The following is a 13,696-nucleotide window of genomic DNA, read 5'->3' as shown; positions in this document are numbered from 1 at the left end:
GGATTTTCTCCGCTCCTATCGCTATCCGCCCCTCGCGGATGCTTTATGGCAAGAGTTTGTCGTGTTCCGTGAAATTGTCAATATTGTTCAACAATAAATAATAATCGTTCTCTTATTTTGTCTATTTGTTAGACGTTATGCGCATGAATTCGCCACGTTTTTTTCGTGCTTTGCTAATGCTTTGTGCTATGGGCAGAACATAGCCGTGTCTGAACATGCCTGTCACGGAATTCCCGATGCTGCATTGCTCTTCAGAAAGGAGCGCTATGACGGAAACGATAGAGGGTCTGCCGCTTGCGGATCGATTGGCAAAGGGTATTCGCACCCTGCTGATATCTGGTGAGCTGGCGCCGGGGCAGCGCCTTTCCGAGGCAGCCTTCAGCGAACGTTTCGACGTCTCCCGCAATTCGTTGCGTGAAGCCTTCCGGCTTTTGACCAAGGACGGGCTATTGCGCCATGAAGCCAATCGCGGTGTCTTCGTTGCCGTGCCCACCATGTCTTCGGTGATCGATATCTACCGGGTGCGGCGCATGGTGGAATGTGGCGCGTTGCGTCAGGCCTGGCACAAGCACCCCGCGATCAAGACAATGCGGGCAGCGGTCGAGGACGCCAAGGTCAAGCGTGAAGATGCCGACTGGCTGGGTGTGGGAAGCGCCAACATGAAATTCCACGCTGCGGTCGTCGATCTTCTCGACAGTGCCCGTCTCAGCGATTTTTACGAGCGTATCGCCGCTGAGCTCAGGCTTTGCTTCGGTTTGCTGAAAGATCCCGAACAGCTTCATTCCCCCTTTGTGGACATGAACAGCAAGATCCTGTCGCTGATGGAAGAAGGCAAGGCGCAACAAGCCGGTGAGGAGATGGAAATCTATCTCAATCTGTCCGAGCGTACGGTTCTGAAGGCGCTTGAACGCGCCGTCGAACATGCTTCCTGACATGACGGGCGGCAGGGGAGGAAACGACCCTTGCCGCTCCCGCCATTTTTTGCATCCGCAGCCGATTGCCAAGTTTGCTGCGCTGCGTCATCAATGACGACATGACGCTTCGCGACCTGACCATTCTCGTTATCGACGAAAACGCGATCCGCGCCTCCATCATCGAGGAGGGGCTACGCGAGGCGGGCTATTATCGCGTCACGGTCATCCATGAGGTGAATGGGGTGGCGCGCACCATCGAGACGCTGCAGCCCGACGTCATTTTCATCGATCTGGAAAATCCCAATCGTGACATGATGGAGCATCTGTTCCAGCTCACCCGCACGGTTGGCCGGCCGATCGCCATGTTTGTCGATCGTTCCGACACGGCGTCCATCGAGGCGGCCGTCGAGGCGGGCGTTTCCGCCTATGTGGTGGACGGGCTGAAGAAGGAGCGGGTCAAGCCCATTCTCGATATGGCAGTCAGCCGCTTTAATGCTTTCAGCCGTCTGCAACGGGAACTTGCCGACGCCAAGTCGGCGCTTGAGGAACGCAAGGTCATCGAGCGCGCCAAGGGCATCCTGATGAAGATGCGTGGTCTTTCCGAAGAGGAGGCGTTTGCGCTTTTGCGCCAGACGGCAATGAACGAGAAAAAGAAGATTTCCGAGATCGCGCAAAGCGTGGTCACCGCGGCCGGTCTGTTGATGTGACGAACCGCCGGTCGGACAGTCAAGGAGTGCATGATATGGCGGCACCGGAAAAAACGGCCGGATCACACAGTGGAATAACGCAAGCCCAGGGCGCACCCGCAGTCGTCGGCAGCGACCGGCAGAAAATCCTGCGTGCCGGCTTTATTCCGCTTGTCGACGCATCCGTCCTGATTGCTGCGGCCGAATTCGGTTTCGCCGAACGCGAAGGCCTTTCGCTCGATCTCGTCAAGGATGTTTCCTGGGCGAATGTGCGCGACCGGCTGGCGTTTCGGCAATTCGATATCGCCCACATGCTGTCGCCGATGCCGGTCGCCTCCATGCTCGGGCTCGGCTCCAACCCGTCGCCGACGATCACGCCCTTTTCACTCGGGCGGGGCGGCAATGCGATCACGCTCTCGACCCGGCTTTTTGAGCGGATGAAGGCTTTGACCGGGCTTTCCGAAACGGCGGGAGCGCTGGAAAACGCCGAGGCATTGAAGCGGGTGCTCGATGATATGCGCGCCCGCGGCGAGCCGCCGCCGACGCTCGGCATGACCTATCCGTTTTCATCGCATAATTACGAATTTCGCTATTGGCTGGCCGCTGGCGGTATTCATCCCGATCATGATGTGAAGCTTGTGGTGGTTCCGCCGCCATTGACCTCGGATGCGCTCGCTGCCGGAGCCATTGACGGTTTCTGCGTCGGTGCGCCATGGAACATCGTCGCCGCCGAGCGTGGTGTCGGCCGGATCGTTGCCGCCAAGCAGGATCTGTGGCCTTCCGCACCGGAAAAGGTCATTGGCATGCGACCCGAATGGGCGGAAAACCAGCAGGAAACGGTCGGGCGGTTGCTGTCGGCGCTCGATGCCGCCGCGCGCTGGTGTGATGTTGCGGGAAATCACGATGATCTGAGCCGGGTGCTTGCTGATCCCCGCTATATCGGCGCACCGGAAGGCATCATCCGCCGTGTGCTTGCCGGTGAGTTCAGCATCGACAGCCAGGGCAACCGCCGGGTGATCGACAATTATTTCATCTTCCACGGCCGTCACGCCAATTATCCGCGCCAGAGCCAGGCATTGTGGATTTACAGCCAGATGATCCGCTGGGGGCAGGCCGAGTTTTCACAGGCAGGTATGGAGGCCGCCCTGTCTGCCTATCGGCCGGATATTTATAGGGCGGCGCTGGGCGATGCCAATGCGCCTGATGATGCCGATATCCGCATCGAAGGGCAGGAGGCTGGCGACCGTTTTGTGGACGGCTTCGTCTTTGATCCCGCTGACATTACAGGGTATGTGAATGGTTTTGCCGTGCGCAGTTCTGCCCCTGTTTCCACCTCCCAAGGCGAAGCCTGAGAGCAGTTCAGCCGGGCTAGCTGCGCAAATTTCAAGCGCGGAATTTCTCCAGTTGCGCAAACGATAGACAAAATTGCGGCTGGTTAAAATTTGATCGTTTGACGAGAATTCAGAAATTCTGTTTTATTTACAATAATATAGCTTCCATATAGAAAACTGGCACGCCTCTTGCGTCTCTTTGTTTGCACCGGTCAACGGCGATCGGGGCGAGCAGGGCGCGGCATAGGCGCTTTCAAAGACATAGACGTCGCAAGGTTTTGCTGCCCGGAACACCTCCCGTTCCGCAGGCGCAAACACCGAGCGGCGTTTTTTTATTTTCAGGTTTTTTCGCAAGCGAAAACGTCACCCGCAAAGGTGGCCTAATAAGGGGAACATGCGAATGAAAGAGATAGTCTCCGGCGCTGTCAGCCGCCGCACGATATTGAAGACGACAGCCGCCGTCGCCCTCGTCAGCGCCGTGCGCGCGGCCTTTCCTTCCGGTGCTTTCGCAGCCACCGCTGAGCCCGAGGTGAAAGGCGCGAAAATAGGGTTCATCGCGCTGACCGATGCCGCCCCGCTCATCGTTGCGGCAGAAAAGGGCCTCTTCGCCAAACACGGCATGCCGGATGTCGAGGTTCTGAAACAGGCCTCCTGGGGTGCGACGCGCGACAATCTCGTGCTCGGCGGCGCATCGAACGGCATTGACGGCGCGCATATCCTGACACCCATGCCCTATCTCATGCATACCGGCAGGGTGACCCAGAATAATGTGCCGGTGCCGATGGCCATCCTCGCCCGCCTCAACCTCGACAGCCAGGGCATTTCCGCCGCCAGGGAATATGCCGAAACCGGCGTTCAACTGGATGCTTCCAAGTTAAAGGCGGCTTTTGAGAAAAAGAAGGCCGAGGGCAAGGAAATCAAGGCCGCCATGACCTTCCCCGGCGGTACGCATGATCTGTGGCTTCGCTATTGGCTTGCCGCCGGCGGCATCGACCCGGACAAGGACGTCTCCACCATTGTCGTTCCGCCGCCGCAGATGGTCGCCAATATGAAGGTCGGCAATATGGACGTCTTCTGTGTGGGCGAACCCTGGAACGAGCAGCTCGTCAATCAGGGCATCGGTTTCACCGCCTGTACCACCGGCGAACTCTGGAAGGGCCATCCGGAAAAGGCGCTCGGCATGCGCGCCGACTGGGTGGAAAAGAACCCTAACGCCACCAAGGCGCTGCTGATGGCCGTCATGGAGGCGCAGCAATGGTGCGATGAAATGGCGAACAAGGAGGAAATGTCCGCCATCCTCGGCAAACGCCAATGGTTTAACGTGCCACCGAAGGACGTTCTCGGTCGCCTCAAGGGCAATATCAATTACGGCAACGGCCGCGTGCTCGAAAATACCGGCCTGCAGATGAAGTTCTGGCAGGACCACACCTCCTATCCCTTCCGCAGCCATGACAGCTGGTTCATCGCGGAGAACATCCGCTGGGGCAAATTCGCGCCCGATACGGATGTGAAGGCGCTGGTCGCGAAGGTCAACCGCGAGGATATCTGGCGCGAGGCGGCCAAGGATCTCGGCGTTGCCGATCTTCCCGCCTCCACCTCGCGCGGCAAGGAAACCTTCTTCGACGGCAAGGTCTTCGATCCTGAAAACCCGTCGGCCTATCTCGAAAGCCTGTCCATCAAGGCGGCCTCCTGAGGAGGAGAGCCGGGTGCCGCTCCTCATCCGCCAGCAGTGCCACCCAACCGGCGCCGCTGAAGACCGGATGAGGGGCGAGCCCAGACCGCAACCGAAATCAAGAGGGAACGCCCATGTCCGCATTGGCCCGTAAATTCAACGAAGAGCCGCATCAGCCGGTAGCGCAGAAGGCAAATATCGTGTCGCTTGCGCCGAAACAGTCACCGCGCATCGATCTGCGCAAATGGAGTGCGGCGGCGGCCCGCAACACCATACCGCCATTCCTCGTACTCGCCATTCTGCTCGGTGTCTGGCAGCTTCTCTGTTCCGCGCCGGGCGCATCGCTGCCGCCGCCAAGCCAGGTCTTCGAGGAAAGCTACGATCTCATCGTATCGCCGTTCTTCGAGAACGGATCGCAGGATATCGGCCTTGGCTGGCGTGTGCTGGTATCGCTGGAGCGCGTGGCTTACGGTTTCGGCCTTGCGGCGATCGCCGGCATCATTCTCGGTGCCGTCATCGGCCAGTCGGTCTGGGCCATGCGTGGTCTCGACCCGATCTTTCAGGTGCTGCGCACCGTGCCGCCGCTTGCCTGGCTGCCGCTGTCGCTGGCCGCTTTTCAGGACAGCAACCCATCGGCCATTTTCGTGATCTTCATCACCTCCATCTGGCCGGTCATCATCAACACGGCGGTCGGCGTGCGCAATATTCCGCAGGACTACCGCAACGTGGCGCAGGTGCTGCGGCTCAACCAGCTGGAATTTTTCTTCAAGATCATGCTGCCTTCGGCGGCGCCCTATATCTTCACCGGCCTGCGTATCGGCATCGGCCTTTCGTGGCTCGCCATCGTTGCGGCGGAAATGCTGACCGGCGGCGTCGGCATCGGTTTCTTCATCTGGGATGCGTGGAACTCCTCGCGCCTGCCCGACATCATCGTGGCGCTCGCTTACATCGGCGTTGTCGGCTTCATGCTCGACAAGCTGGTGGCTGCTCTCGGCAAGGTCATCACCCGCGGCGCTGCGGCTAATTGAGAGGGCCAAAATTATGAATGTTTATCTGAAGCTCGATCACATCGACAAATATTTCGACAAGGGCGGCGCACGCGCCGAGGTGTTGAAAGGCATCAACCTCACCATCGGCAAAGGCGAATTCGTCTCGGTCATCGGCCATTCCGGCTGTGGCAAGTCCACCATGCTGAACCTCATCGCCGGGCTGACGAAAGTCTCCGCCGGTGCGGTGCTTCTCGAAAACCGGGAGGTCAACGAGCCCGGTCCGGAACGCGCTGTCGTGTTCCAGAACCACAGCCTGCTGCCCTGGCTTTCAGTCTATGAAAACGTCAATCTCGCCGTGGAGAAAGTATTCCGCAACACCAAGACACGGGCCGAGCGGCACGACTGGGTCATGCGCAATCTCGATCTCGTGCAGATGGCCCACGCAAAAGACAAGAAACCGTCTGAAATTTCCGGCGGCATGAAGCAGCGCGTCGGCATCGCACGGGCGCTCGCCATGGAGCCAAAAATCCTGCTGCTGGACGAGCCTTTCGGAGCGCTCGACGCGCTGACCCGCGCCCATCTTCAAGACGCGGTGATGGAAATCCACGCGCGGCTCGGCAACACCATGGTCATGATCACCCATGATGTCGACGAGGCGGTGCTGCTCTCCGACCGTATCGTGATGATGACCAACGGTCCCGCCGCCCATATCGGCGAAGTGCTGGACGTGCCGCTGGCACGCCCGCGCAACCGCATCGAGCTCGCCTCCGACAAGACCTATCTCAAATGCCGCGAGGCCGTTCTGAAATTCCTTTACGAACGTCACCGCTTCATCGAAGCTGCGGAGTAACGACCATGACGCAAAAACTCGTCATCATCGGCAATGGCATGGCGCCGGGGCGCATGCTGGAGAACCTGTTCGACACCGCCCCCGGCCTTTACGACGTCACTATTTTCAACGCCGAGCCGCGCGTCAATTACGACCGCATCATGCTCTCGCCGGTGCTCTCAGGCGAAAAGAGCTATGAAGACATCGTCATTCATAGTGACGAATGGTACGCCGCCAATAATGTCACGCTGCACAAGGGCGCGAAGGTCACCGGCATCGACCGCGACAGAAAGACCGTGACCAGCGAAAACGGCATCACGGTTTCCTACGACAAGCTGGTGATCGCCACCGGTTCGTCGCCCTTCATCATTCCCGTCCCCGGACATCAATTGCCGGGCGTGCTCGCCTACCGCGATCTCGACGATGTGACGAAGATGCTGGAAATCGCCGAGGGGAAAGGCCGCGCCATCGTCATCGGCGCCGGTCTTCTCGGGCTGGAAGCGGCCTATGGCCTCAAGCGTCAGGGCATGGATGTCACCGTCATCCACCTGATGCCGACGATCATGGAGCGCCAGCTCGATCCGGCAGCGGCCTATCTTCTGGAAAAGGCGCTCAATGAGCGCGGCATCGACATCATCACCAAGGCCAACACCAAATGCATTCTGGGTGAGGAGAAGGTCGAGGGCATCGAGCTGGAAGACGGCCGGGTCATCAAGGGCGACATGGTGGTGATGGCGGTCGGCATCCGCCCGGCTTCCGGTCTCGCCAAAGAAGCTGGCCTCGCCGTCAATCGCGGCATCGTCGTCGACGACGGCATGATGACGTCGGACGCCTCGATCTATGCTCTCGGCGAATGCGCCGAGCATCGCGGCATCTGCTATGGCCTCGTTGCGCCGCTTTACGAATCGGCGCGGGTGCTGGCCGACCGGCTTCGCGGCGGTTCGGCCGAATATCACGGCTCCGTCACCAATACGAAGCTGAAGGTCACCGGCATCAACCTGTTTTCCGCCGGTGATTTTGCGGAGGGCGACGGCCGCGAGGAAATCGTGCTGCGCGATGCCACGGCCGGTGTCTACAAGCGCCTGATCCTCAAGGACAACCGCATCATCGGCGCGGTTCTTTACGGCGAGACGGCGGACGGATCATGGTTCTTCGACCTGATGAAGAAATCCACCGACATTTCCGCCATGCGCGAAACCCTGATCTTCGGCCAGGCCTATCAGGGAGGGTCGCCGCTGGACCCTATGGCGGCCGTTGCAGCCTTGCCGGATGATGCGGAAATCTGCGGCTGCAACGGCGTGTGCAAGGGCAAGATCACCACGGCCATCACCTCCAAGGGGCTGACATCGCTCGACGATGTGCGCGCCCACACCAAGGCGTCCGCCTCCTGCGGCAATTGCACCGGCCTTGTCGAGCAACTGATGACGCTGACGCTCGGCGACAGCTACAACCCCGCCGCCGTGCAGCCCATGTGCAAATGCACGGATCTCGGCCATGACGATGTGCGCCGGCTCATTAAGGCCAAGGGTCTGAAGACCATTCCCGCCGTGATGCAGGAACTGGAATGGAAGACCTCCTGCGGCTGCGCCAAGTGCCGGCCGGCGCTTAATTATTACCTCGTCTGCGACTTCCCGGACGAATATGCCGATGATTACCAGTCGCGCTACATCAATGAGCGCGTTCACGCCAATATCCAGAAGGACGGCACCTATTCCGTCGTGCCGCGCATGTGGGGCGGCGTCACCTCCTCCTCCGAGCTTAGGGCGATTGCCGATGTGGTCGACAAGTTCGATATCCCTATGGTGAAGGTAACGGGCGGCCAGCGTATCGACCTGCTCGGCATCGAGAAGGAGGATCTGCCCGCCGTCTGGGCTGATCTCGGCAAGGCCGGCTTCATTTCCGGTCAGGCCTACGCCAAGGGCTTGCGCACGGTAAAAACCTGTGTCGGTCAGCAATGGTGCCGTTTCGGCACGCAGGATTCGACCGGGCTCGGCATCCGCATCGAAAAATTCATGTGGGGCTCGTGGACGCCCGCCAAGCTGAAGCTTGCCGTTTCCGGCTGTCCGCGCAACTGCGCGGAGGCCACCTGCAAGGATATCGGCGTCATCTGCGTCGATTCCGGTTTTGAAATCCACTTCGCCGGTGCTGCGGGTCTCGATATCAAGGGCACGGAAGTTCTGGGTCTCGTCCATACCGAGGACGAGGCGCTGGAACATATCGTCGCGCTGACGCAGATGTATCGCGAACAGGCGCGCTATCTCGAGCGTATCTACAAATGGGCCAAGCGCATCGGTTACGACGAGGTGCGCCGCCAAATCATGGAGGATGCTGACAAGCGCCGGGCCTATTTCGAGCGCTTCGTCTTCAGTCAAAAATTCGCGCAGATCGATCCCTGGTCGGAGCGTGTCTCCGGCCGCGACAAGCATGAGTTCAGGCCCATGGCGGCGATCGGTTTCAGCGAGGCGGCGGAGTGAGAACGATGGACAGCAACTGGATCGATATTGGCGATATCTCCGACATCCCGCTGCGCGGCGCGCGGTGCGTGAAGACACCGATGGGCAAGATTGCGGTGTTCCGCACGGCGGAAAATCAGGTCTTCGCCATCGAGGATCATTGCCCGCACAAGGGCGGGCCGCTCTCCCAGGGCATCGTGCACGGGGCTTCGGTGACGTGTCCGCTGCACAATTGGGTGATTTCGCTGGAAACCGGCAAGGCGTTGGGGGCGGATGAAGGGGAGGTACGGACGATTCCGGTGCGTAATCTGGATGGGCGGCTGTCCATCGCGCTTGAAACTCTGATGATTGCGGCGGAGTGAATGGCGATGGCGGCGAAGATACCCCCCTCTGTCCTGCCGGACATCTCCCCCTCAAGGGGGGAGATCGACAAGCGGATGGCTCCCATCTTCATAGCCGCAGGCCGTATCGCAAGCTGTGAATCGGCGTTCGCGCCACAATTGATCTCCCCCCTTGAGGGGGAGATGTCCGGCAGGACAGAGGGGGGTAAACGCCACGCGCCGAGAGGGCAAATAAGAGGGCAAAACCATGCCCGTTGAAACCAAAACCACCTGTCCCTATTGCGGCGTCGGCTGTGGCGTCATCGCCACCGTTGCCGATGACGGCGTCGTTTCCGTCAAAGGCGATCCGGACCACCCCGCCAATTTCGGTCGCCTGTGCTCTAAAGGTTCTGCTCTGGCCGAAACCATCGATCTCGACGGCCGCCTGCTTTACCCTGAAATCGCCGGCCGGCGGGCGGCATGGGGCGAGGCGCTCGATCTCGTCGCGTCCCGTTTTTTCGACGCCATTGCCGAACACGGCCCGGATTCGGTCGCCTTTTACGTTTCCGGCCAGTTGCTGACCGAGGATTATTACCTGGCGAACAAGCTGATGAAAGGTTTCATCGGCTCGGCCAATATCGACACCAATTCAAGGCTCTGCATGTCGTCCTCCGTCGCCGGCCACCGCCGCGCCTTCGGCGCCGATACGGTGCCGGGCACCTACGAGGATATGGAGCTTGCCGATCTGGTGATCCTCACCGGTTCCAACCTCGCCTGGTGCCATCCCGTTCTTTATCAAAGGCTGGCGGCGGCGAAGGCGGCGCGGCCGGGGATGAAGGTCGTCGTCATCGATCCGCGCCGGACGATGAGCGCCGACATTGCCGATATGCACCTTGCCATCCGCCCCGATGGGGATGTGGCGCTGTTTACCGGCCTGCTGGCGCACCTTTCCGACAGTTTGGCCATCGATCGCGCTTACGTGCAAAACCATACGGTCGGCTTCGATGCCGCCATGCAGACCGCACGCGCGCATAGCCTGACGGAAATCGCGGCGGCCACCGGCCTGACCATCGCCGAACTGATATCCTTTTACGAAGTGTTCGAACGCACGGAAAAAACCGTCACCTGCTACAGCCAGGGCGTCAACCAGTCTGAAAGCGGCACCGACAAGGTCAACGCCATCATCAATTGCCATCTCGCCACCGGCCGCATCGGCCGGCCGGGCATGGGGCCATTTTCGCTGACCGGCCAGCCGAACGCCATGGGCGGGCGAGAGGTGGGCGGGCTTGCCAATATGCTGGCCACCCATATGGCTATCGAAAGCGCCGAGGATCGCGGCCGTGTCCAGCGCTTCTGGGGATCGCCCGTCATCGCGCAAAAGCCCGGCCTGAAGGCGGTGGACATGTTCCGGGCGGTGGCGGACGGTCGCATCAAGGCGCTGTGGATCATGGCCACGAACCCGGTCGTCTCCATGCCGGATGCCGGTGCCGTCGAGACGGCGATAAAGGCCTGTCCTTTTGTCGTCGTCTCCGATGTCATGGCGAGTACCGACACGGCTCGCCATGCGCATGTGCTTCTGCCATCGCTTGGCTGGGGGGAAAAGGACGGCACCGTCACCAACTCCGAGCGCCGCATTTCTCGCCAGCGCGGCTTTCTGCCTGTGCCTGGCCAAGCCAGGGCCGACTGGTGGCAGATGGCGGAAGTGGGCCGGCGCATGGGCTTCGGCGCGGCCTTCGCTTTTCGTCAGCCATCGGAAATTTTTGCCGAACACGCGGCTCTTTCCGCTTTCGAAAATGCCGGTAGCCGTGATTTCGATATCGGCGGGATCGACCGGGATGGCTACGACGGGATGACTCCCTTCCAATGGCCGAAAGCCGAGGCCGGCAAGGCCGAGGTGACGCGCTTTTTCGCGAACGGCCGGTTTTATCATGAAGATGGCAAGGCAAGGCTCATCCCCACCGCCTTGCCGCAGACAGACAGGACATCGGCGGACTATCCGCTGACGCTGAATACCGGGCGCGTTCGCGACCAATGGCACACGATGACCCGCACCGGCAAAAGCGGCCGCCTCACCGCCCATATCGCCGAGCCTTTCGCCGAGTTTCACCCGCGCGATGCGCAGGCGCTGGGAATAGAAAGTGCTGATCTGGTGGAGCTGGAAAGCCCGCATGGCAAGGTGCTGCTGCGGGTGCTGGTGAGCGAAAGACAGGCGCGCGGCTCGGTCTTCGCGCCGATGCACTGGAACGACCAGTTCGCCTCGCAGGCGCGCATCGATGTCGTGGTTGCCCCGGTGACGGACCCGCATTCCGGTCAGCCCGCCTCGAAAAACATGGGCGTAAGGGCAAGGCGCTTCGAAGCAAAAGCCTATGGTTTCGCCATCTCCCGCATCCGGCCGGATGCGCAAAATTGTGCCTACTGGGCCATGGCCAAAGCGGATGGCGGCTATCGCATGGAACTCGCTTTTGCGGAGGAGCCGCAGGACTGGACATTCTGGGCGCGGCAGGTCTTCGGCATTGAGGCCAGAATCGAGCCCTTGGGTTACAGCGACCGGCACACGGGCGACCTGCGCCTTGCCTTCTTCGACGGCGATATCCTGCTGGCGGCGCTGTTCATCGCGAGGCAGCCGGTGGCCGTTGCCCGCAATTGGGCGATCTCGCAGTTGACCGAACGCCATGAAGATTTGCGCATGCGTTTTGCGCTGGTCGCTGGTCGCCCCGGCGCCGGCCGCGCCGATCCGGGCGCCACTGTCTGCTCCTGCTTTAACGTCGGGGTGAACCAGATTACCGCCGCCATCCGTGAGGGTTGCCACAGTGTCGAAGCCATCGGCAAAGCGCTGAATGCCGGAACCAATTGCGGCTCCTGCCGCGCCGAAATCAGGGGGATCATCGATGGATGCCTTAAAACCGCAGCGGAATGAACCGGCCCGCATGGAAAGATTAGCCAAGTTGCCGGTCTTCTGGGGGCTTGAGGGCAAGCGTGTGGTTCTGGCGGGCGGATCGGACGCGGCCGCCTGGAAGGCAGAACTGCTGCTTGCCTGCGGGGCGGAATTGCATCTTTATTGCGAGGCAAGCGAGCTTTCGGAAAGCTTTGCAGCGCTTGTCGCGAAAAGCCAGATGCTGATGTGGGATGACCGTCCGTGGGGTCCGGATATCTTCGAAGGCGCGGAACTGGCGCTGGCCGATTGCGAAACCGATGCGGAAGCCAAAAGATTTTACCATGCCGCGCGCGCGGCCGGCGTGCCCGTCAATGTCATCGACAAGCCGGAATTCTGCCAGTTCCAGTTCGGCTCCATCGTTAATCGCTCACCGGTGGTGGTGTCGATTTCAACCGATGGTGCAGCCCCCATTCTGGCACAGGCCATCCGCCGGCGCGTCGAGACATTGCTGCCGCTTTCGCTGAAGGACTGGGGCGCGCTCGCCCAGACAATCCGCGAGCGCGTCAATCTGCGGCTCGCTCCCGGCGCGTCGCGGCGTTATTTCTGGGAAAAATTCGTCGATCGGGCCTTCACTGAAAGGCTGGATGAGGGCAGCGAGGAACGGCTGCTTGCGGATATCGGAATGCAGGCTGCGCGGGCAGGATTGGGGCGCGGCCTTGTGACGCTTGTGGGCGCCGGACCGGGCGATGCCGAACTGCTGACGCTGAAAGCGGTGCGCGCTTTGCAGGCGGCCGATGTCATCCTGTTCGACGATCTCGTTTCAGCCGAGGTGCTTGAACTGGCGCGACGGGAGGCGAAGCGCATGCTGGTCGGCAAGCGCGGCGGTCGGGAAAGTTGCCGGCAGGAAGACATCAATGACATGATGATCCGCCTCGCCAAGGCCGGCAAACGGGTGGTGCGGTTGAAATCCGGCGATCCGATGATTTTCGGGCGCGCCGGTGAGGAGATCGCCGCGCTGGAAGCCGAAAATATCCCGGTCGAGATTGTGCCCGGCATCACTGCCGCAAGTGCCATGGCCTCGCGTCTGGGTGTTTCCCTGACCCATCGCGACCATGCCCAGTCGGTACGCTTCATCACCGGCCATTCCCGGCAGGGAAAGCTACCGGAGAATATCGACTGGCAATCCCTGTCAAACCCTTCCGTGACCGCGATTTTTTACATGGGCGGGCGAACCGCAGCCAGCATAGAGGCCTGCCTGCTCGCTCACGGCATGCCCGCTTCAACGCCCGTTGCGGTCATGATTTCCGTCAGCCGGGCGAATGAGCAGCGCTGGTGCGGCCCCCTGATGGAACTCGGTGCCGCCGTCAAGAGACTGGGCGTGAACGAACCTGTGCTGATCGGTATCGGCGATGTATTTGCTGTCGCCTCCTCGGCGATGTCCCGCTCCAACCTGTTGATTGAGAAAGTCGGCTAAATAATATCGTCAAGTGGCTTCAAGCCCTGCCTGCGGAACCGCATTTCGCTGTTTTGATACCGCCACCATCGCTACTGCAAAACCGTCCCTTGACATTGGTTTTTCGTTCGCTCTTCAATAAAACGAAAAAATTGAAAGAGGAGGGAGGGTGAA

Annotated in this window: 10 protein-coding genes; all 10 read left to right on the top strand. The window is 60.5% G+C overall.

All coding sequences use genetic code 11. From position 1 onward, the window contains the following. The first annotated feature begins 266 nt into the window (after positions 1-266). The 10 genes from ACQZ48_RS22600 (at position 267) to cysG (ending at position 13,543) form a co-directional block, all read left to right on the top strand. Complete coding sequence (locus tag ACQZ48_RS22600; RefSeq protein WP_077983237.1) at positions 267-932, top strand: GntR family transcriptional regulator; 666 nt, start codon at positions 267-269, stop codon at positions 930-932. Between the two features lie 101 nt (positions 933-1,033). Next, complete coding sequence (locus ACQZ48_RS22595; protein WP_077983262.1) at positions 1,034-1,621, top strand: ANTAR domain-containing response regulator; 588 nt, start codon at positions 1,034-1,036, stop codon at positions 1,619-1,621. 35 nt (positions 1,622-1,656) lie between these two features. Beyond that, positions 1,657-2,952 carry a CmpA/NrtA family ABC transporter substrate-binding protein gene (locus tag ACQZ48_RS22590; RefSeq protein ID WP_269833620.1) on the top strand — a complete coding sequence of 432 codons (1,296 nt, stop codon included), beginning with the start codon at positions 1,657-1,659 and terminating at the stop codon, positions 2,950-2,952. 379 nt (positions 2,953-3,331) lie between these two features. Then, complete coding sequence (locus tag ACQZ48_RS22585) at positions 3,332-4,624, top strand: CmpA/NrtA family ABC transporter substrate-binding protein (RefSeq protein WP_077983239.1); 1,293 nt, start codon at positions 3,332-3,334, stop codon at positions 4,622-4,624. Between the two features lie 113 nt (positions 4,625-4,737). Continuing rightward, positions 4,738-5,631, top strand: coding sequence for a nitrate ABC transporter permease (gene ntrB / locus ACQZ48_RS22580; protein WP_077983240.1), 894 nt, complete (start codon positions 4,738-4,740; stop codon positions 5,629-5,631). Between the two features lie 13 nt (positions 5,632-5,644). Further along, positions 5,645-6,442, top strand: a complete 798-nt coding sequence (locus tag ACQZ48_RS22575; RefSeq protein WP_269823885.1) for an ABC transporter ATP-binding protein — start codon at positions 5,645-5,647, stop codon at positions 6,440-6,442. Between the two features lie 5 nt (positions 6,443-6,447). Further along, on the top strand, positions 6,448-8,895 hold the full coding sequence (nirB, locus tag ACQZ48_RS22570; RefSeq protein WP_448729498.1) for a nitrite reductase large subunit NirB: 2,448 nt from the start codon (positions 6,448-6,450) through the stop codon (positions 8,893-8,895). Between the two features lie 5 nt (positions 8,896-8,900). Beyond that, a complete protein-coding gene (nirD, locus tag ACQZ48_RS22565) occupies positions 8,901-9,236 on the top strand; it encodes a nitrite reductase small subunit NirD (protein WP_003519747.1) in 336 nt (111 codons plus the stop codon). Between the two features lie 226 nt (positions 9,237-9,462). Next, on the top strand, positions 9,463-12,111 hold the full coding sequence (locus tag ACQZ48_RS22560) for a nitrate reductase (protein WP_448729497.1): 2,649 nt from the start codon (positions 9,463-9,465) through the stop codon (positions 12,109-12,111). Beyond that, positions 12,083-13,543, top strand: coding sequence for a siroheme synthase CysG (cysG, locus tag ACQZ48_RS22555; RefSeq protein WP_448729496.1), 1,461 nt, complete (start codon positions 12,083-12,085; stop codon positions 13,541-13,543). Before ACQZ48_RS22560 ends, cysG begins: the two co-directional genes overlap by 29 nt. The last annotated feature ends 153 nt before the right edge of the window (positions 13,544-13,696 follow it).

Source organism: Agrobacterium sp. 22-209-1 (assembly GCF_053522485.1).
The sequence above is the reverse complement of the archived record's forward strand: the minus strand, read 5'-3'. Positions and strand labels throughout refer to the sequence as shown.

Coding starts and splice junctions, on each gene's coding strand:
- ACQZ48_RS22595 (WP_077983262.1), top strand. CDS start 1,034: ATGACGCTTCGCGACCTGACCATTCTCGTTATCGACGAAAACGCGATC.
- nirB (WP_448729498.1), top strand. CDS start 6,448: ATGACGCAAAAACTCGTCATCATCGGCAATGGCATGGCGCCGGGGCGC.
- ACQZ48_RS22560 (WP_448729497.1), top strand. CDS start 9,463: ATGCCCGTTGAAACCAAAACCACCTGTCCCTATTGCGGCGTCGGCTGT.
- nirD (WP_003519747.1), top strand. CDS start 8,901: ATGGACAGCAACTGGATCGATATTGGCGATATCTCCGACATCCCGCTG.
- ACQZ48_RS22575 (WP_269823885.1), top strand. CDS start 5,645: ATGAATGTTTATCTGAAGCTCGATCACATCGACAAATATTTCGACAAG.
- ACQZ48_RS22585 (WP_077983239.1), top strand. CDS start 3,332: ATGAAAGAGATAGTCTCCGGCGCTGTCAGCCGCCGCACGATATTGAAG.
- ACQZ48_RS22600 (WP_077983237.1), top strand. CDS start 267: ATGACGGAAACGATAGAGGGTCTGCCGCTTGCGGATCGATTGGCAAAG.
- ACQZ48_RS22590 (WP_269833620.1), top strand. CDS start 1,657: ATGGCGGCACCGGAAAAAACGGCCGGATCACACAGTGGAATAACGCAA.
- cysG (WP_448729496.1), top strand. CDS start 12,083: ATGGATGCCTTAAAACCGCAGCGGAATGAACCGGCCCGCATGGAAAGA.
- ntrB (WP_077983240.1), top strand. CDS start 4,738: ATGTCCGCATTGGCCCGTAAATTCAACGAAGAGCCGCATCAGCCGGTA.